General features: G+C 37.3%; 23 protein-coding genes. 7 read left to right on the top strand and 16 right to left on the bottom strand.

The genetic code is table 11. The annotated features are described in order from the left end of the window. Nucleotides 1-91: 91 nt before the first annotated feature. The 5 genes from lysS to SK642_RS05965 all read right to left on the bottom strand — a co-directional run bounded on the left by lysS (nt 92) and on the right by SK642_RS05965 (nt 4555). Complete coding sequence (lysS, locus tag SK642_RS05985; RefSeq protein ID WP_033683842.1) at nt 92-1582, bottom strand: lysine--tRNA ligase; 1491 nt, start codon at nt 1580-1582, stop codon at nt 92-94. A 136-nt stretch (nt 1583-1718) separates the two neighbouring features. Beyond that, nucleotides 1719-2336: a histidine phosphatase family protein gene (locus SK642_RS05980; protein WP_033683841.1), complete on the bottom strand. Its 618-nt coding sequence runs from the start codon at nt 2334-2336 to the stop codon at nt 1719-1721. Further along, entirely contained in the window at nt 2336-2818 is a 483-nt protein-coding gene (locus SK642_RS05975; RefSeq protein WP_033683839.1) for an aminoacyl-tRNA deacylase, read from the bottom strand. Before SK642_RS05975 ends, SK642_RS05980 begins: the two co-directional genes overlap by 1 nt. After that, nucleotides 2818-3660 carry a DUF368 domain-containing protein gene (locus SK642_RS05970; RefSeq protein ID WP_033683837.1) on the bottom strand — a complete coding sequence of 281 codons (843 nt, stop codon included), beginning with the start codon at nt 3658-3660 and terminating at the stop codon, nt 2818-2820. The genes SK642_RS05975 and SK642_RS05970 overlap by 1 nt, the downstream gene beginning before the upstream one ends. 94 nt (nt 3661-3754) lie before the next feature. Then, nucleotides 3755-4555, bottom strand: a complete 801-nt coding sequence (locus SK642_RS05965; protein WP_033683835.1) for a glycoside hydrolase family 25 protein — start codon at nt 4553-4555, stop codon at nt 3755-3757. A gap of 154 nt (nt 4556-4709) precedes the next feature. Between SK642_RS05965 and glmU the strand changes: the two genes are divergently transcribed. The 7 genes from glmU (at nt 4710) to SK642_RS05930 (ending at nt 10704) form a co-directional block, all read left to right on the top strand. Further along, a complete protein-coding gene (gene glmU, locus SK642_RS05960) occupies nt 4710-6089 on the top strand; it encodes a bifunctional UDP-N-acetylglucosamine diphosphorylase/glucosamine-1-phosphate N-acetyltransferase GlmU (protein WP_033683833.1) in 1380 nt (459 codons plus the stop codon). Between the two features lie 9 nt (nt 6090-6098). Further along, complete coding sequence (locus SK642_RS05955) at nt 6099-6644, top strand: NUDIX hydrolase (RefSeq protein ID WP_033683831.1); 546 nt, start codon at nt 6099-6101, stop codon at nt 6642-6644. Nucleotides 6645-6655: 11 nt separating this feature from the next. Then, the gene (gene macP, locus SK642_RS05950; RefSeq protein WP_000517862.1) at nt 6656-6967 is read left to right on the top strand and encodes a cell wall synthase accessory phosphoprotein MacP; all 312 of its coding nucleotides are present in this window, start codon (nt 6656-6658) and stop codon (nt 6965-6967) included. A gap of 16 nt (nt 6968-6983) precedes the next feature. Next, a complete protein-coding gene (locus SK642_RS05945; RefSeq protein WP_033683829.1) occupies nt 6984-7676 on the top strand; it encodes a 5'-methylthioadenosine/adenosylhomocysteine nucleosidase in 693 nt (230 codons plus the stop codon). Nucleotides 7677-7752: 76 nt separating this feature from the next. Then, nucleotides 7753-8244 (top strand): chromosome segregation protein RocS, encoded by a 492-nt coding sequence (rocS, locus tag SK642_RS05940; RefSeq protein ID WP_000021242.1) that lies wholly within the window; start codon nt 7753-7755, stop codon nt 8242-8244. 97 nt (nt 8245-8341) lie between these two features. After that, a complete protein-coding gene (locus SK642_RS05935) occupies nt 8342-8932 on the top strand; it encodes a 3'-5' exonuclease (RefSeq protein WP_033683827.1) in 591 nt (196 codons plus the stop codon). Between the two features lie 8 nt (nt 8933-8940). Further along, a complete protein-coding gene (locus SK642_RS05930; protein WP_033683826.1) occupies nt 8941-10704 on the top strand; it encodes a glycerophosphoryl diester phosphodiesterase membrane domain-containing protein in 1764 nt (587 codons plus the stop codon). A gap of 72 nt (nt 10705-10776) precedes the next feature. Here SK642_RS05930 and SK642_RS05925 read toward each other — a convergent pair whose 3' ends face one another. From SK642_RS05925 to SK642_RS11090, 11 genes are all read right to left on the bottom strand, one after another. Then, nucleotides 10777-11076, bottom strand: coding sequence for a YbaB/EbfC family nucleoid-associated protein (locus tag SK642_RS05925; RefSeq protein WP_000981526.1), 300 nt, complete (start codon nt 11074-11076; stop codon nt 10777-10779). 70 nt (nt 11077-11146) lie between these two features. After that, the gene (locus SK642_RS05920) at nt 11147-12298 is read right to left on the bottom strand and encodes a site-specific integrase (protein ID WP_033683824.1); all 1152 of its coding nucleotides are present in this window, start codon (nt 12296-12298) and stop codon (nt 11147-11149) included. Between the two features lies 1 nt (nt 12299). Further along, on the bottom strand, nt 12300-12548 hold the full coding sequence (locus tag SK642_RS05915; RefSeq protein WP_001156231.1) for a DUF3173 family protein: 249 nt from the start codon (nt 12546-12548) through the stop codon (nt 12300-12302). Continuing rightward, a complete protein-coding gene (locus tag SK642_RS05910) occupies nt 12549-13721 on the bottom strand; it encodes a Rep family protein (protein WP_033683822.1) in 1173 nt (390 codons plus the stop codon). It lies immediately after the preceding gene. A gap of 175 nt (nt 13722-13896) precedes the next feature. After that, entirely contained in the window at nt 13897-14475 is a 579-nt protein-coding gene (locus SK642_RS05905; RefSeq protein WP_235230859.1) for a hypothetical protein, read from the bottom strand. After that, nucleotides 14472-15572, bottom strand: a complete 1101-nt coding sequence (locus SK642_RS05900; RefSeq protein ID WP_033683820.1) for a cell division protein FtsK — start codon at nt 15570-15572, stop codon at nt 14472-14474. Before SK642_RS05900 ends, SK642_RS05905 begins: the two co-directional genes overlap by 4 nt. 3 nt (nt 15573-15575) lie before the next feature. Next, nucleotides 15576-15899: a hypothetical protein gene (locus SK642_RS05895; protein WP_033683818.1), complete on the bottom strand. Its 324-nt coding sequence runs from the start codon at nt 15897-15899 to the stop codon at nt 15576-15578. Nucleotides 15900-16188: 289 nt separating this feature from the next. Continuing rightward, complete coding sequence (locus tag SK642_RS05890) at nt 16189-16887, bottom strand: hypothetical protein (RefSeq protein WP_033683817.1); 699 nt, start codon at nt 16885-16887, stop codon at nt 16189-16191. Then, entirely contained in the window at nt 16884-17192 is a 309-nt protein-coding gene (locus SK642_RS05885; RefSeq protein WP_033683816.1) for a hypothetical protein, read from the bottom strand. Before SK642_RS05885 ends, SK642_RS05890 begins: the two co-directional genes overlap by 4 nt. A 111-nt stretch (nt 17193-17303) precedes the next feature. Then, nucleotides 17304-17951, bottom strand: coding sequence for a hypothetical protein (locus SK642_RS05880; RefSeq protein WP_033683815.1), 648 nt, complete (start codon nt 17949-17951; stop codon nt 17304-17306). A 53-nt stretch (nt 17952-18004) separates the two neighbouring features. After that, nucleotides 18005-19441, bottom strand: coding sequence for an N-acetylmuramoyl-L-alanine amidase family protein (locus SK642_RS11090; RefSeq protein ID WP_033683814.1), 1437 nt, complete (start codon nt 19439-19441; stop codon nt 18005-18007). Nucleotides 19442-19554 lie beyond the last annotated feature (113 nt).

The following is a 19554-nucleotide window of genomic DNA, read 5'->3' as shown; positions in this document are numbered from 1 at the left end:
AAGTCCAATAGAAAAATAGACTGAGGTGAAAACTTCAGTCTATTTCTTTGGCTATGAAAAAATCCCCTGACGAGAGCCAGAGGATAAGAGCTTATTTCATTGTTGGGAAGAGTAATACATCACGGATAGTTGTTGTATCAGTGAGGAGCATGCAGAGACGGTCGATACCGATTCCCAACCCACCTGTTGGAGGCATACCATATTCAAGAGCCTCAATATAGTCGTAGTCGATGCCTGTAGCTTCATCGTCACCAAGTTCTTTGGCTTTTGCTTGGGCTTCAAAACGGCTAAGTTGGTCGATTGGGTCGTTGAGCTCAGTAAAGGCATTACCGTACTCCTTAGTCATGATGAAGAGCTCGAAACGGTCAGTAAAGCGTTCGTCGTCAGGATTCTTCTTAGCAAGTGGAGATACAGCTACTGGATGTCCATAGACAAAGGTTGGTTGGATCAAGGTTTCTTCAACAAACTCTTCAAAGAAGGCATTGATAATGTGACCAACTTCAGTGTAATGTTTCTCAACAGGAACTTTCTTGTCAGCAGCGATAGCTTTGGCTTCCTCGAAAGTCATGTCTTGCCAGAAATCGACACCAGTAATTTCTTTGATAGCATCCACCATGTGAACACGTTTAAATGGTTCGTTAATCTTGATTTCAGTTCCTTGATAGTTAACTGGACCATCTCCCTTAACTGATTTAGCAGCGTGTTGGATAATACCTTCAGTCAAGTCCATGATGTCTTGGAAGTCTGCATAAGCTTGGTAGACTTCGATAGAAGTGAACTCAGGGTTATGAGTAGCATCCATTCCTTCGTTACGGAAGATACGGCCAATTTCATAGACACGTTCCATACCACCCACGATAAGGCGTTTCAAGTGAAGCTCAGTCGCGATACGAAGTACCATGTCAATGTTTTGGGCATTGTGGTGGGTAATAAATGGACGGGCAGCAGCACCACCAGCCTCGTTGTGAAGAACAGGTGTTTCAACTTCAAGGAAACCTTTTTGATCAAGGAAACGACGGATTTCAGAGATGATTTTTGAACGAGTGACAAAGCGCTCAAAGCTTTCACGGTTAGAAATCAAGTCAAGGTAACGTTTACGGTAAATGGTTTCAACGTCTGTCAAACCGTGGAATTTCTCTGGCAGAGGACGAAGAGCCTTAGACAAGTGTGTGATGTGAGTCGCCTTGATAGAGAGTTCTCCCATATCTGTACGCATTACTTGGCCTTCGACACCAAGGAAGTCACCAAGGTCTGCTTTTTTGAAGATTTCGTAGTTTTCTTCACCGACAGCATCTTTACGAACGTAGATTTGAATCTGGCCTTCACGGTCTTGAAGGTGGGCAAAACCTACTTTACCTTTACCACGTTTGGTTACTAAGCGTCCTGCGATAGTAGCTGTTTCGTTTTTATCGTGTAATTGTTCTTTATCGAGGTCGGCATATTTATCTTTTAATTCTTGTGAATTTGCAGTACGTTCAAAGCGTTTTCCGAAAGGATCGATTCCTTGTTCACGGAGCGCAGCCATTTTTTCACGGCGAACGATCTGCTGGTCATTTAGTTCTTCCATATGTTCTGTAGACATGGGATCCTCCTAGTTTTACTCAAAATTGAATACGATGAGTCATTTTTTGCGATACTCCCATTTTATCATAAATAAGCAAGAAATTCACGGATAATCTTTCAAAACTAAAAAGAACTTGACGCTAAAATCAAGTTCTTTATTGATAGGAGGTATCATTCCACGTATCGAGAGTAAATCTTTCAAAATCATGGGTTTCAAGAATGGTCAGGCTGGCATTTGCTAGACCGCCATCTTTACGAAGAAGAGGTTCTTTATAGCCTAGTAGAGTACGAAGACTGGCAGTAAGATTGGCGCCGTGGCCGACAATTAGAATACGCTCAGCTGGACTATCTTTGAGTGATTTGATAAATTGGATGGTCCGTTGTGTTGTGCTATAGAGGGATTCGGCTCCGAACATTTGAGTGTCAAATTTAGCAAGATTCGTACGGAAAGCTTTGATTTGTTGCGGGTAAATAGCTTCCAAGGTTACGATTTTCAAACCTTCCAACTTCCCCAGCTGCCATTCACGGAGATTAGGAACACTTTCTAAAGGACAGGGGGTCTGGAGTTGACTTTGGATAATTTCAGCAGATTTGACCGCTCGAGGTAAGTCACTTGAATAAATCTGATCAAAAGGAACATCCTTGAGATACTGGCCTAGTTGTTTTAATGTTTCAATGGATTCAGGAAGAAGGGGAGAATCTCCACTAGCACCTTGAAAGCGTCCTTCCTGGTTCCAGAGGGTACGACCGTGGCGGACAAAGTAGAGTTTCATTACTTACTGTCCTCCAAAATATCTGCAAAGTCAGCTTTTACAAAGCTAGCTAAATCTTGGGGAGCGACGATAATGCTGTGACCAACTTCGCCAGCAGAGACAATCATTTGATCCAAGTCTAGAGCGATCTTATCGATAAAAATGGGATAATTGTGTTTCTGACGAATTCCGACGGGATTATTGGCTCCATGAACATAACCAGTTGTTTTTTCCAAGTCCTTTTGTGGAATCATACTCACTTTTTTATTACCAGAAATTTTGGCTAGTTTCTTTTCAGACAGGTGTTGAGTGATAGGGACAATTCCGATAATCGGTCCTGTTTTATCTCCCAAAAGAGCCAAGGTTTTGAAAATCTGATCTCGTTCATAACCTTGCGGAAGTTCTCCTTCAAGCGCATTGATTTGAATCCCCTGATGTGGGATACCTGCTTTAGACAGGATTTGTTCCACCAATGTTTTTTTGATTTTAACTTTTTTTGCCATTATTTATACTTATCCTCCAATTGGCTCATCCAAATACCAAGCCAGATTCCCAGTGCAAAGAAGAAAGCGATGATGACATATCCAACAAGTGAAAGTCCTGTGTATTGGATGCTTTCAGCGTTTCCTGCATTTGGAATCAAGATCAAAAGGGTACTTGATAGGACAATTCCGATGATGAAATGATAGACACGTGAGTGGTAGTTGTTTAAGGCATAATCCATCAATTTTGAAAAAATGATAAGAGTTGCACCTGTACCGATTCCAATCGGGAAGAAGGTTCCCAAGAGGTCAAAGGTTTTAAAACCAGTCAACATAGGAGCATAGAGGCCCAAAATCAAAAGTAGGTTTGATGGGCTTAGGCCAGGAACCAATACACCAAGAGCCAGTAGTGCACCTGCTAGGACGAAGTTAAGAAAGCTGGCACTTAAGGTTCCAACAACAAAATTTAAGGCGTAGAGACCTAGTCCAGAAATAATAAAGGTTGTCCAGAACCAAGCCAAATCAATCTTATCACGATCAGATTCTCGAGTTGATTCTTTGAGGAGGCTAGGAACCGTACCAATGATGGCACCAGCAAAGCTCCATAAGACAAAGACCTGATAATTTTCAAGCAGGTATTCAATCGGGTAGGAAAATAAGCCGATTCCCAGAAGCATACCGATGGCAACTGGAATAAAGTACAAAACATTTTCTTTAAAGTCTTTAAAGGGGTGGGCCAGAAAGCCAATCATTCGTTCATAAATTCCTAAGATTGCTGCTAGAACTCCTCCAGAAATTCCTGGTAGGATAAATCCAAGAGCAATCACAATCCCTTTAATAAGGCGTGCTAACCATGAGAGCATATACTTCCTCCAACTATTTCAATTTCAAAAACTCCTTACTATATTGTATCACAATCTATAATAAAAAGAAAAAGCAAATGCTGAACAAATGCTTTTAAGGTTTTAAAAAGAGTTTTCTAAAGGTTTCTTCTTTGTTTTTTAAGGAAGAGATGACGTTGATATCCAAATCGTGATCAAAACCAGCAATTTTACCTTTAGATGTGTACTGGTGGATGTCGTAATCTAAGTCAGTTTTTGGAGTTGCCTCGTAAAATCCTGAGTCAGAACCATAGGAAGGAATCCAAACAGATGAAAACTTGTCTGTATCAATACTATGTTCTTCCATGAAGTAGACTCCGACGTAGATTCCGATATTTTTAGCACCCAGCGATTCTAGCTTTGCTCGGAAGGCTTCAACACCCTCGTTCATATTAGACATGGTTTTTTCTTCCACGTCTAGCCAATAGTAACTTGGGCTGTAAGGCGAAGAGGCGTTATAGAATACTTCGGCAGCCTTTTCCATTTCTTGGACACTTTTTCCAGCAACATAGGCATAGACCCCAACGGGTACATTTCGTTTTTTAAACTCAGTGATATGGGTTTTAAAGGCCTTATCAACCCCATTAACAAAGGAAGCATCATTTTCTTTCGTAGACTGAGCGCCACTATGGACACGAACGATAACTCCAGAAATGTTTTGGGAGAGAGTATCATAATTGATTTCCTCAGGACGCTGCCAACCAGACATATCAATTACTGGTTTATTTATATTATGTAACGCTTGTGTTTCTACTTGCGCGATATTTGACTTTGTTTTTATAGGATGGTCCTCAAAACGAGGACGATTCAGGATTAAAATGAAAATCATAATCCCAAAAAAACCAAATAAAATAAGCGGATTAATTTTCTTTCTCATATCTCATAATTTTACCTTAAAAATGGGAAAAAATCAAAAAAATACTCAAAAAATGGGTTAAGAAAAGGACTTTAGAGCATTTTTTCATTCAAGGGCGCGGAATGATTTGAAATATGGTATAATAAAAGGGAATTTCTAGAGAAAAGAGAAGATTATGTCAAATTATGCCATCATTTTAGCAGCGGGTAAAGGGACTCGCATGAAATCTGATTTGCCAAAAGTGTTGCACAAGGTTGCGGGTATTTCCATGTTGGAACATGTTTTCCGTAGTGTGGGAGCTATCCAGCCTGAAAAGACAGTAACAGTTGTAGGACACAAGGCGGAATTGGTTGAAGAGGTCTTGGCTGGACAGACAGAATTTGTGACTCAATCTGAACAGTTGGGGACTGGCCATGCAGTTATGATGACAGAGCCAATTTTGGAAGGTTTGTCAGGTCACACCTTGGTCATCGCAGGAGATACTCCTTTAATCACAGGTGAAAGCTTGAAAAACTTGATTGATTTCCACATCAATCATAAAAATGTGGCCACTATCTTAACTGCTGAAACAGATAATCCTTTCGGCTATGGACGAATTGTTCGTAATGACAATGCTGAAGTTCTTCGCATTGTGGAGCAGAAGGATGCCACAGATTTTGAAAAGCAAATCAAGGAAATCAATACTGGAACATACGTTTTTGACAACGAGCGTTTGTTTGAGGCCTTGAAAAATATCAACACCAACAATGCTCAAGGCGAATACTATATTACAGATGTCATTGGCATTTTCCGTGAAGCTGGTGAAAAAGTTGGTGCTTATACTTTGAAAGATTTTGATGAAAGTCTTGGGGTAAACGACCGTGTGGCTCTTGCGACTGCTGAGTCAGTGATGCGTCGTCGCATCAATCATCAGCACATGGTCAACGGTGTTAGCTTTGTCAATCCAGAAGCAACTTATATCGATATTGATGTTGAGATTGCTCCTGAAGTTCAACTCGAAGCCAATGTTACCTTGAAAGGTCAAACGAAAATTGGTCCTGAGACTATTTTGACAAATGGTACTTATGTAGTGGATAGCACTATCGGAGCAGGAGCTGTCATTACTAACTCTATGATTGAAGAAAGTAGTGTTGCAGACGGAGTGACAGTCGGACCCTATGCCCACATTCGTCCAGGTTCAAGTCTAGCTGCCCAAGTCCATATTGGAAACTTTGTTGAGGTTAAGGGTTCTTCAATCGGTGAGAATACCAAGGCTGGTCATTTGACTTATATTGGAAACTGTGAAGTGGGTAGCAACGTTAATTTCGGTGCAGGAACTATTACAGTCAACTACGATGGCAAAAACAAATACAAGACAGTCATTGGTAATAATGTCTTTGTTGGTTCAAATTCAACCATTATTGCTCCAGTTGAGTTAGGTGACAATTCTCTGGTTGGAGCGGGTTCAACTATTACCAAAGACGTGCCAGCAGATGCGATTGCTATTGGTCGCGGACGTCAGGTCAATAAAGACGAATATGCAACTCGCCTTCCTCATCATCCTAAGAATCAGTAGGAGTCTATCATGGAATTTGAAGAAAAAACGCTTAGCCGAAAAGAAATCTATCAAGGACCAATATTTAAACTGGTTCAAGATCAGGTTGAATTACCAGAAGGCAAGGGAACTGCTCAACGGGATTTGATTTTCCACAATGGAGCTGTCTGTGTTTTAGCTGTAACGGATGAAGAAAAACTCATCCTGGTCAAGCAGTACCGCAAAGCTATCGAGGCTGTCTCTTACGAAATTCCAGCTGGAAAATTGGAAGTAGGAGAGAACACAGACCCTGTCGCAGCAGCTCTGCGTGAATTAGAGGAAGAAACAGCCTATACAGGCAAGTTAGAACTCTTGTACGATTTTTATTCAGCCATTGGTTTCTGTAATGAAAAACTAAAACTATACCTAGCAAGTGATTTGACAAAGGTGGAAAATCCGCGTCCGCAGGATGAAGATGAAACCTTGGAAGTCCTAGAAGTAAGTCTAGAAGAAGCCAAGGAATTAATCAAATTAGGTCATATCTGCGATGCCAAGACAATTATGGCTGTTCAGTATTGGGAATTGCACAAAAAATAGAGGAGGTCAGTATGGGTAAACCTTTATTAACGGATGAAATGATTGAAAGAGCTAATAGAGGCGAAAAAATTTCAGGTCCCCCTTTGCTAGATGATGAGGAGACCAAGATTTTACCAACCTCATCTTCCCGTTTTGGTTATGCCAATCCTAAGGAACATGGTTTTAGTCAGGAAACCTTGAAGATTCAGGTCGAACCGTCTATTCATAAAAGCCGTCGCATTGAAAATACCAAGAGAAATGTCTTCAATTCTAAACTGAATAAAATCTTATTTGCAGTCATCTTTCTCTTGATTTTGCTCGTGTTAGCAATGAAACTTTTGTAATAGAAAAGGAATTGAAATGAAAATAGGAATTATTGCGGCTATGCCAGAAGAACTGGCGTATCTGGTCCAACATTTAGACAATGCCCAAGAGCAAGTTGTTTTGGGGAATACCTATCATACAGGCACCATTGCCTCGCATGAAGTCGTTCTTGTAGAAAGTGGAATTGGTAAGGTCATGTCTGCTATGAGTGTGGCGATTTTGGCTGATCATTTCCAAGTGGGTGCTCTTATCAATACAGGCTCAGCTGGGGCAGTAGCAGAAGACATCGCTGTTGGGGATGTTGTGATTGCCGATAAATTAGCCTATCATGACGTGGATGTCACAGCTTTTGGTTATGCTTACGGACAAATGGCGCAACAACCACTTTATTTTGAATCAGATAAAACCTTTGTTGCCAAAATCCAAGAGAGTTTATCTCAATTGGACCAAAAATGGCACCTTGGTTTAATTGCTACAGGAGATAGTTTTGTTGCAGGAAATGACAAGATAGAAGCGATTAAGTCCCATTTCCCAGAAGTTTTAGCCGTTGAGATGGAGGGAGCAGCCATTGCTCAGGCAGCGAATGCTCTTAATCTTCCAGTCTTAGTTATCCGAGCTATGAGTGACAATGCCAACCATGAAGCAAACATCTCTTTTGATGAGTTTATTATCGAAGCTGGACGTCGCTCTGCCCAAGTCTTATTAGCCTTTTTGAAGGCCTTAGATTAAGCGAAAATTTGACAGTTTTTCTAGCTTATGATAAGATTTAAGTAAAGAAAAGCTAGAAAACGTTTCAGAGGATATTATGAGTATTGAAATGACCGTCAGTGAGATTGCAGAGGTTTTAGGATTATCTCGCCAAGCAATCAATAACCGTGTCAAAGAATTACCAGAAGAAGACACAGATAAAAATGACAAAGGGGTAACAGTCGTTACCAGAAGTGGCTTGATTAAGCTAGAAGAAATCTATAAAAAAACGATTTTTGAAGATGAACCTGTCAGTGAAGATGTCAAGCAACGTGAACTGATGGAGATTCTAGTGGACGAGAAGAATGCAGAAATTCTCCGTCTTTATGAGCAATTAAAGGCCAAGGATCGTCAGTTATCAGAAAAAGATGAGCAGATGCGCATCAAAGACCGTCAGATTGCTGAGAAAGACAAACAACTCGATCAGCAGCAACAATTGACCCTTCAAGCCATGAAGGATCAAGAAAATCTTAAGCTAGAGCTGGACCAAGCAAAAGAAGAAGTCCAATCCACTAAGAAAGGCTTTTTTGCTCGTTTATTTGGAGGATAATCAAGGAGCTGTTTAGGTTACATGCTAACCTGATGGCTTCTTTTGTTTGTGAATGCTATAGTTGATTAGAACAGAGACAGTAGAGGAGAAGGATAGAATGGAACGATTAGAAGATTACATTGCTTTTGATTTAGAATTTAATCAGCATGAAGGACAAACACACTTGATTCAAGTATCGGCAGTGCGTTTTAGAGATGGTCAGGAAATCGATGCCTATGATTCCTATGTCCATACTAGTGTGCCTCTAAAAAGTTTTATCAATGGTTTGACTGGGATTACAGCTGAGACCTTAAAAGATGCTCCTCCAGTGGAGAAAGTCATAAAAGATTTCCAAGAGTTTGTGGGTTCTTTACCGATGGTTGGATACAATGCTGCTAAAAGTGATTTGCCTATTTTAGCAGAGCATGGTTTAGACTACAGTCAGCAGTACAAGGTGGATTTGTATGATGAAGCCTTTGAACGTCGGAGTTCGGATTTACATGGTATTGCCAATCTCAAATTGCAAACTGTTGCCTCCTTTCTTGGATTTCAAGGTCAGTCCCATAATAGCTTGGAGGATGCTCGGATGACGGCGCGTGTTTACGAGTCCTTCTTAGAGTCAGACCAGGCTAGAGAATTGTTAGGGGCAGAAAGTAGCCTATCAAACAATCCTTTTGGAGGCTTGGACTTGTCTCAATTATTTGACTAGGAGTGCCTATGAAACCTGAAAAACCTAAAAATCTAGGTTTTAGGAAAATCTACTTTAATCTAGATAAAATTCTCTTTCTCTTTTTCTTGATATTCATGATGATTGAGTTTGTCTGGTTACCACTTAATTCTTGGATTGCTGGACTTTTGCTCCGTCAGACAGGTTATCTCTTTCTTTCCTACAACAATATTTTTGCCATTATAAAGGGTTCTCCCTTTGTTAGTCTTGCTTTATTTATTCTGGTGATTGTTAATCTATTGATTGCCTATTACCAAATAGGACTCCTCTTTATCGGGGCTCGCCACCTCCTCTATCATGAAAAGAGGACTTTGCTGGAGTACAGTCGCAAGGTCTTTCGTCAAAGTTTCTTATTTATGAAGCAAGTGACGATTTCCAAAATGGCCTTTATTTTCTTTTATGTCATGATGCTCTTTCCATTGATTCGAAAGATTTTAAAGATTTACTACCTCAATAAAATCGTCATTCCAGACTTTATCGTTGATTATGTGGAAGACAAGTATTGGCTAATAGGTATAGTGGTTACTATTCTGGCTTTACTTCTGTTTTACATTTCAGTGCGTTTGATGTTTGCCCTACCCCAGCTTTTATTTGAGAAGAAAACAGTCAGAGAGGCAGTCAGATACAGTCTAGAGAAGACAAGAAAGCACTCATGGTTTTATATTTGGAACTTGCTTTGGATTATCGTCAAAACGTATCTATTTTTCATTTTTCTGTTGCTCCCAATCTTAGCAAGTCAGGTATTGATGGATGGATTGACCCATAAGGAATCTCTTGTACTGGGAATTATCAACTTTGTCTTGATTAAGAATTTCCACTATATTGTCTTGACTTACTTTCTCATTAAATTTGTTTCCTTCTTAACAGGAGAAGAACTAGAAATCACACCAAGGAGAAAGAAAGACCACTGGATGAGATGGGGAGTGATGGGATGTGCTTGTATCTTTTTCGCTCTCGAGGGTTATGTTTATTTGGAAGCTCCAGTAGCACATAAACCTTTAATTATCTCTCACAGGGGAGTATCTAAAAAGAATGGTGTGCAAAATACCGTCCAATCACTAGAAAAAACCGCTCAGTTATCTCCAGATTTCGTTGAGACAGATGTTCAGGAAACAAAAGATGGCCAGTTTGTCATGATGCATGATGCTAATATCAAGAATCTGACAGGAGTTAATGCTAATCCACAGGATCTAACTTTGAAAGAATTAACTAAACTTGATATTTCAGAAAATGGTTATCATAGCAAGGTGTCCAGTTTTGATGACTATCTCAATAAAGCCAATGAATTGCATCAAAAACTTCTTATTGAGATTAAAACCAGTCGAAAAGATAGCCCAGATATGATGAAACGGTTTATGGAAAAATATGGAACGGTTCTTAAGCAGAATGGCCACCAAATGCAGTCCTTAGACTACCATGTGATTGACCAGGTGTTGGCCTACGACTCACAAATTCCAGTCTATTTCATCCTACCTTACAATAGTATCTTTCCAAGAACCAAGGCCACAGGCTACACCATGGAGTATTCAACTTTAGATGAAAATTTTGTCAACAAGCTATGGAATACCGATCAGAAATTGTACGTTTGGACCATCAATAGTTCAGAGTCCTTTGATAAATCTGTTCAGCTAGGAGCTGATGGCATGATAACGGATGACTTGGAAATGATTCAAGACCAGGTTACCATCGCCCAAGAAGACCCAGAGTATACGGATTTACTGTTCAAACAAGCCATGGAATTCTTTAATTTTTAGTAAGCAAAAAGAGGAACAGTTGTTCCTCCCATGATAGGCAAGTATTCTCTTGAATGCTTGTTTTTCTTATGCTTAGAATGGCAATTTTCCAGCGAAAGCACCTAGTTTTTTCTTAGTCGTTTCATCAATTTGTTCAAGAGCAGAGTTGATGGCTTGAACAGTCATATCAGAAAGAGTTTCAAGATCTTCTGGGTCAACGACAGCTGGATTAAAGTCAATGCTGACAACTTTCTTATCTCCAGTTAAGGTCGCTTGAACAAGATCTTGAGCAGATTTGCCAACAAATTGCATAGCAGCAAGTTCAGCTTGGCTTTGTTCCATTTGTTTTTGAAGTTTTTGTGCTTGACGCATCATGTTTTGCATGTTCATCATAAGATTTTTAAGATTCCTTTCGTTTCAAGGCTTTGAGCCTTTTTAATAAATTTTTTTGCCATTTTTTGCCCTAAAAGCTGTCAAAAGCATTGGCGACTTCTTTTTGTTGAGTTGGGAATAGGTGAGAGTAGATGTTGATTGTTGTATTAATACTACTGTGTCCCAGTCGTTTCATAAGTGTAAAAAATATATAATCTTTTCCTTCACCATTTCTGAGTCCTTTTGAAACTAGAAACGCTGCATGTGAGTGTCGGAAATCGTGATTACGAATCATTTTTAATGATGCAGGCATTCTTTTTTTCAATTTAATCTTTTGATTAGAAACCATTGGAGCAGTTAGTTGTAAAGGACTGTCTTGAAAGATTTGTAAGTCTTCTGTATTGTTCGTAAACTCTACTAATAGGTGAGCTTGTTTTTCTTTCCATTCCGTTAGTTCTTGAACGAATGCTTTATGAATATAAATTCGACGATTGGATTGGGTAGTTTTTACTGTTCCGATATGGACCTTGTTATTACGAAAGTAAGCTGAATACTTGATATCGATATAACCCTCTGATAAATTAATCTGTTTCCAAGTTAAGGCCAATGCTTCGCCGACTCGAACACCTGTAAACATTAACACTCGATAGAATAGCTGAAACATGTATTCATCTTTTGTGAACAGAGAATCAAATAGCTTGAATTCTTCAGGAGTGAAATAAGACATCTCCTTGTGTTTATCAGGAAGTTTTCTTAGTCCATTGCATGGATTATCTTGTCTAAGACGATTAGCAACAGCAACATCAAACATTTTATGCAGAAAAATCATTTGCTGATTAACAGTCGTACTTGATAGTGTTCCACCTTTAACACTTGGTTGTTTTACCAACCAATCTCTAAATTTTTTTACTTCATGGATAGTAATGGCAGACATATCTGCATGCTCAAAAAACTTAGAGACATATTGGTTATAATAGGATATCTGTGTATCAATGGTACCACGTTTATTCCCACGGAGTTCATCTTCTTGTTGAACTAAAGAGTAAAGGTGAGAAACAGATATTTTATCTTTAATATGAACTTGGTGAAGTTTGTTTAATCGATAATCTGCTTCATATTGAACAGCTTCTTTACGAGTGGTAAATCCTGACTTTCTATGCCGTTTGATTTCACCAGTCAATGGGTCTATGCCATCGGTAATATCTACTTTCCATTTTCCCTTGTATCCTTTGATAACTGACATATTATTTTCCTCTTTCTATGTCAGTAGCGAAGAGTACAGTATCTATTATATCATTTTTTGAGATGATTTTGAATCCAAGAATTTCTTCGGCAATAGTCTTTGGTATTCTTCCAATCCTTTTGTTTTTATAAAGTTGAAAACCTCTTTCGACAAGTAATTTTTTACCCTCTCGTATAACACGTCTAGCTGTGCCTTCTGGATATCCTTGATTTGCGATATCTATGTAGGTAACTGTTTGAATTTCTTGCATTTATTCATTCCTTTCCTTTTTCTTATTCAATTCTAAAAATAACTGGTACGATTTGTCTTGAATAGTTTCTTCTCTATCAGTCTGATTTTTAAAGGGGTTTGGTAATTTATTGCCATGGTCTATATAAAACATCTGGTCCATTGGTTCGTACTTGTAAAATTGCAGATGCTCTTTTTTGACTTCGACTACTAAGGATAATCTTCTCATTAGCTGGCCCCAAGAATCGATATGACTTGTTTTTCTTTTCTTAGTTAATTCTAAAAAGAAATCATAGGGAGAGTAGGGGCTAGTGATGATATAAATATTAGCTAGTAACGGCTTATCAAAATAACGACTACTTGCCATCGCTTTAACATTGTAAGGGTCAAACATTTTGAGTAAGTCTGAGTAGTCAAATTGATGGGGGCGTAATTCGTCTAAGATAATCACGTGTTCTAAATTGTATTGTTGAAAAGGGTCACGGATTGAGCCTGTAATAAAATAGTTAAGGTCATACTGTTCTGCATATTGACGTGCTAGACGAGTCTTCCCTGTTCCCGCTTTTCCAAAAAGCCAAATAATCGTAACAATTTCATTCTTGTCAATCATTTCTTGTCTCCATAGTTCGGCTTGTGTTTCTAGTCGTTTTAAATAGACGGTTTCTATTTTTTGCCTTGCTTTGGCATATTGTGAACCAGTAAGTCGTTGTTCAATTTCTGATTTTGTAATATTACCAGTATAAAGTAGATCCAGTAGATTATCTATAATCATAGTGTCATTTATTTCATATCGTTTGGTTACATTTCTTTCGATAGTGTCTAATAGGAGTAAATAGTCAAAATTCGCAATAACTTCTTTGGGAGAATATTGGTATTTATCTTGATTAGACTCCGTGTGATGAACGAGATATGAATAAGCATTGTTAACTGAACCCCTCCACTGCTCAAAACACTGTATTGGTTGTTTAGTCAACTTAGCAAGATTGTTTAAACTTCTAGCACTTTCAAACTGTAAAACAAGGTGTATATGTGGTGCGACAAGGTTTCCATCTTGCCCAATATCCTTATCATGCAATATTCCCGCAAAACGATGCGGTTTTAGAATGTTCGTCATATACTCGATGATATCTTGTAAATTTGAAGATTGGAAATACTCAATCTGTTGAACAAACATGACATTGCGTGCTTTTACCATTTAAAACTCCTTTCTTTTTTGGAACAATGGAACAACATTATACTACTTCAATAACAAGCCCAGAAGTAGTATAGTTCTGTCCTGACTAAATTGGAACATAAAACCAGCTCGGAGCTCTTGCCTTACGGCAAGCTCCGCTGGTATACAAATCAATTATGCTTTCTCGTCCCTTGTATTATATGATTAAGTGAAGTACTATCTTTGGGAGAGAATGTATATATTTCACGATAGACCCTTGTAAGATAGTCGTACAAAAAAAGTAATTTTTTTGTAAAATTGTATCAATATCTGAGTTTTCTGCCCATGGTATAATAACTAGGATATATTCATGAGTTATAGTACATCTGATAGATTGAACAATAGTTTTGTACTCTTTTACAACCTCACTATCGATTTCACTGCCTCTCTTTAGCATTTGTTTTCGTACTATCCTTAATCGATTTACTGTTCGGAAAAAGTTGAAAAACTTATCTTCTTTTATCCATACGATGCAAAGAAGTATATGCGCTAAAAGATAGATGATAAGAACGATAGTCATTGCTTTAAGTAGTATAGATTGTGCTATTTGAAAATTATCTAAAATTTGGCTCCAAACGTCCCAAGAGATTATGGTGCTAACTTGGTTAACAAACCATATACCTGCTAGAAATAACCCCCATAGAAAGCCTAAAAATAATTCTAAAGGCAGTAAGTAGTAGAGTTTATCGGTAATTACAGTGGTTTGTCTTATTATTTTTTTATAAAAATTTTTCATAAATTTTCTCCTTTAAAAGTTGGTACGAGCAACGGCATGACATTAGGTGGTGTTATACCATCAATGACTTGAACAATACCAGTTCCTTTTCCGTTAGGAATGACAATTCCTGTCTCTGAATCTAAGTCTGGGAATAAAAACGTTGTCGTTTTTCTGTTGATTAACCCCAGTTGTATTAAGAAATTACACTGCTCTCTAACGGCAATTGGTAAAGCGTTTGTATCCATCCGCTGGCTCACTAGGATTAGGTGGACAGATGTTGCTCGTCCAAGTAGTGCAATATTGGATAATAGTGCAAAAAAGGTATCTTTAACATTTTTAGAAGTCAAAGATGTTAAAGCAAGCAATTCATCAATCACCAGACAACGATGTTGAAATTTTTTAGAAGGATTTTCAAGAAGCTCCGATTGTCTTTGATAGATAGTATCTAGTTCCACTTTTAGCAAGCTGTTTACCTTGGAAACAAATTCATCAGATGAGAAGTCTTTCTCTTGATAAAGAACAGGTATGTTCTGTTTTAAGCAGTAGCGAGAGATAGAATCGCATTTTGGATCCACAACTGTTACATGAGCAAATTGATTAATAACAGAGATTAGATAGGTCAAAGCGTAGCTCTTTCCAGAACCAGAAGAACCAGCAATTAAACAATGAACAATTTGATTGAAATCGATACGATAGTTTTTCATGAGTTCAAAACTTTCGTTTTGAACGCTGACATCAGATAGCTTTTGATACGTCAATCTTTCAGGTATTCCCCTAAAGAATGGGAACCGAAAAGCACGACTAGTGTTAATGCTTACACCATCACCATCACGTTTGACAATATAGGCCGATGGCTGTTTAAGAAATGTCAGCATAGGGTAGGCACTTGTAGACAAAATTTGAAAAATCTGTTGGTATAGATTGTTATCCAAAATGTACGCACAAGGAAAACGAGGGACAAAGTCTATATAATTGTCACCATAGATGAATTGGAAGGAATTAGTAGTTGAGGAAATAGAGCTGTTTCCCAGCCCTACTTCGACACACTGAACCAAGTATTCAGCATCCACTACAAATTCCCGTTTATTTTCTTGTTGAATAAACGGAAATGCCATTGGTTACTTACCTCCTTTGTTTAATACAGTTATAGAGTTAGCTCGGAAATAGATGTTCCCTCTAACATTGCAGGCCTCTGCACCTTGAAATTCAATCTCATCAAATTGTTCGATAGTTTGTTGGGATGAGAATTTAACCTCAAAAGGCTGTTGTCCTTTAATAACGAACCAATAACGATATGAGTCAATTTCATTTGTTGGGCTATTATCAACGTATTTCATACGAATATTCGGTTCAGGTGATAATACAATTGCAGTTTTTTCGTTTCCGAAAATTTCTTGAAACAGTTGGCTAGAATAGCCAGATTTAGCTTTCATTTTAAACATGATTATTCTTTATAATCAGCATACCTAGGCTTTGCTGATTCCTTTCTTTGTTTTTTTAATAAACGTTTATACTCTTATTTTAACTCAAATAGGATAGAAGTCATTACTAGTTTTGAAACTATAATTATCGTTTCAAAACTATAATGAGGGGAACATAAAAGCAGTCGCTTATGCGACTGCCACGAATTGATACTTATATGTTAATGTGTGTCATTATCTTTCTAAATAAGTTGATTTTCCAAAAATTTTGTTAAATCTATGAAATCTAGTATATTTAAATTTAATTCGGTTAGATTTTTAATTTTTTATTTTGGTTATCATTATAAAATTTCTTTAGGATTTCTATATCTTTGTCTAATTTGTCCTTATCATAGTACATACAGATAGATGAAGATGTATATGTGGTAACTTCATTTACTGCTTGTTTAGCTTTACTTATAAATGATATGAAATTATCAATATTTAAGATTCTATCTAATAAATTTAAAAATTGTTCAGATGAAAATACTTCAATAAAAAAATTATTATTGAGTCTAGCGAAGATACTATCATTGCTACCTTTTGACTCTTTAAGAATCTCTTTCCTGATTTTTTCTTCATAGAATTCAAGAAGTTTATCTGAATTTATATCTATAAAATTATTGAAGGAACTAATAAATATTTGATAATTCTCTTTACTACTCAAAATATATTCAAATAAAAAATTTGTATGTAGTGTATTATTGATGATTAGCCTTTTGAAATCCATAAAGAATTCCATATAATCATCACAATGATAGTTAAAAGCACCTATATAAGTATCCAAATCTGTATCTGTTTTTGATGATGAAATGATATTGATAAGTAGCTTGTTTGAAACATTTATAAGAATTTCTTCCTTTATGAACGAATCTTTAAAAATATTTTTATAGGTCGCATTTCCAAAGAAAATATCATCAGTAGAAGTATCTATAAAGGGATTGGAATCAGAGTTATTGAATAAAATCAATAAAAGGGAAAATTTAAAAAATTTAAAATTTCATTTTCTGATTCAAATATAAGTTCCTCAGGTGTTACATTGAACATTGTTGAAAAAATCTCAATTTTTTCTTGAGACATAAGAAATTTACTGTTTACAGGTTTACCTTGTAAAATGTTTGATAATGTTGGTTCGTTTATTGGAAGATCCGAACCTTCAGTTTGATATTTATCTTTGACTTTCCGTGTGAATTGAGCTTGTGTGGTATATGAATCGATGATTTTCTTTTTTAGACGTAAGCCTATCATACGATATAAATAATTTGTAAAATTCATATTTTTCTCCACATTTTCAAGAGGTATAATAGTTTAGAAAATACAACAATAAAATTGTGAGTGAGAAATCAAGAGTTTGATATAGCGACTATTTTATATATTTACATATGTTTATTTCTTTATTTCATTAAAGTACCTCTCTGTTCCATCTTTTTCTTTGAGCGTTAAATCTGGCTCTACTTCCTCAGCCCTCGACCCCGCAGATATAATATAAATAATAATAATAAGAGGGGGGATTATTAGTTTTAATAATTCAACTAATGAGTAAATCCCTAGGCTAATTGATGAAGTAATTAAATCAAAAGTCGGTTCAATGAGTAAAACAATGGGTAATATATAAAAGAGTTTATTTTTGGAATTTTTAATGCTAGTTATCACATAGCTCAAAATTCCTAAAACTAATAAGTAATAAGCTGGACCAGCCTTACTTTCTATATGTAATCCAATACTTGTTTCATTTTGCATTCCTGTCAAAAATTGTCTGACTACAAAGATTAATCCGGCTAAAATAAATGGTCTAATATCTAATTTTAGTGGAAAGAATCTTAAAACTAATATAGAGATGATAAATGCAAAATATGCAAAAACGTATTCTGCTTTAATCATAACTATGATTTGTTGCACCATGTTCGAAGGAATATCATTGTTAATGATACCAAGAGGTAAAGATGTTTTAGAAGATATAAAAGGTATGAATAATGCAATACAAACTGATAAAAATAATGAAATTTCAGGACTATATTTTTTAATTATCCCCATACTAAATTCTCCATCCTAAGATTTCTTTTTGGGTCTATAATTAGACGTTTATTTTATACCCATTCTCCGTTGTAATTGACACGATAACCGTCAGGTGTAGTAGTATTGACTGCTAACGCGCCAGAGCTATAGGCATAGTACCATTTGCCAGATACTTTCATCCAGCCTGTTTTCATTGCACCTGAATCTTGAAGGTAGTACCAGCTACCGTTATCTTTGAGCCAACCAGTCTTCATAGCACCTGAGCCGTCGAGGTAGTACCAACTACCGTCTTTTACCCAACCTGTTTGCATCCAACCAGAGTTATCAAAACGATACCATTTGCCGTCGATTTTTTCCCAGCCATTAGCTGTGTAAGAGCCGTCAGAGTGTTTGAACCACCAACGAGAGCCAGAGCGAATCCATGAAGATGAACCAGAGTTTCCGCTGTCACCGACGAAGCTTTGACGAACTCGAGCTAAATATTCGTTTGGATCATTTGTCCAAGTTTGAGGATTCGTATCAACTCTAGAATTAGAAGTTTGGTCAGAAGCATTAGCTGATACTGTTACAGTTGCAGAATACGTTTTACCATCTGATGTGACCGTGATAGTCGTAGTACCTGATTTGCGAGCAGTAATGTTTCCGTCTCGGTCAATTGTCGCGACAGAAGTGTCACTACTTGACCAGTCACGATTTGTAGGAATGATGACTTCACGACTGTTTTTAAATTTGCCAAGCAAATCAATAGCTAAAGACGAACTAGGCTTGACAGATAGATTCTGTTTTAAGCCAATCGAGTCGATGAAAGAAGAATGAGCCTCAGTGTATACAATGGAATCACCGTAAGTACCGACCAGCGAGTCAGATGACGAACCGGTTCCAAGCCACTGAGCTACTCCGCCTCCGCCATTTCCAGGCTTAATAAACGATGACATCGCGGTAGAAGTATTTTCTGGGTCAATCAAATTTTCGTAATGACCGTAATCGCCTGATTTATTGATATAATTCTGCTTTTCAGCATAGAACTTATCGATAGCGTAATTGAACGAATCTGAACCGGCCGATAATACGATATTTTCGCCTGTAGGATAATTAGACGTATTCCAGACATAATAACCCCAAGGGTCTTCGCCTGTCAATTTGTTATGATTGTAGCTAATACTTACTTCAGCTGCTCGAATAAGGGTAGCTTTTTCGAAGTTTGAAGACCATGCAACTGGCACATAGCGGTCGACTAAACCTTCATTATAAGCTTCTTTACGAATTTCGTTGATACGGTTTACGATTGCTTGTTTATCAGGTGTCACGAATGTCCCTTTAATACCGACAATTTTCAAACCTGTAGATGTTCTGAAACTGTAAGAAGGATTGATAGATGAGCCGTTAGAGTCACGACCTAGCACGATATTCTCACTAGCTGATACTTGATTAGCTGTGATGATTCCAGCTCCAAGAAGTGATAGAGCTGAGATAGTTGCAAGTGTGAATTTTTTAGTTTGTTTGTTCATTTGAGTTTCTCCAATCTTTATTCATTGTAAAGTAATCAGTTTGTCCTAAAACCTAGACTTTTTTGGACAAACTTGATAAAATTGAAGTGTAATAATAATCGGTCAAAATGCTC

Source organism: Streptococcus mitis (genome assembly GCF_000722705.1).
Taxonomy (GTDB): Bacteria; Bacillota; Bacilli; order Lactobacillales; family Streptococcaceae; genus Streptococcus; species Streptococcus mitis_P.
The sequence above is the reverse complement of the archived record's forward strand: the minus strand, read 5'-3'. Positions and strand labels throughout refer to the sequence as shown.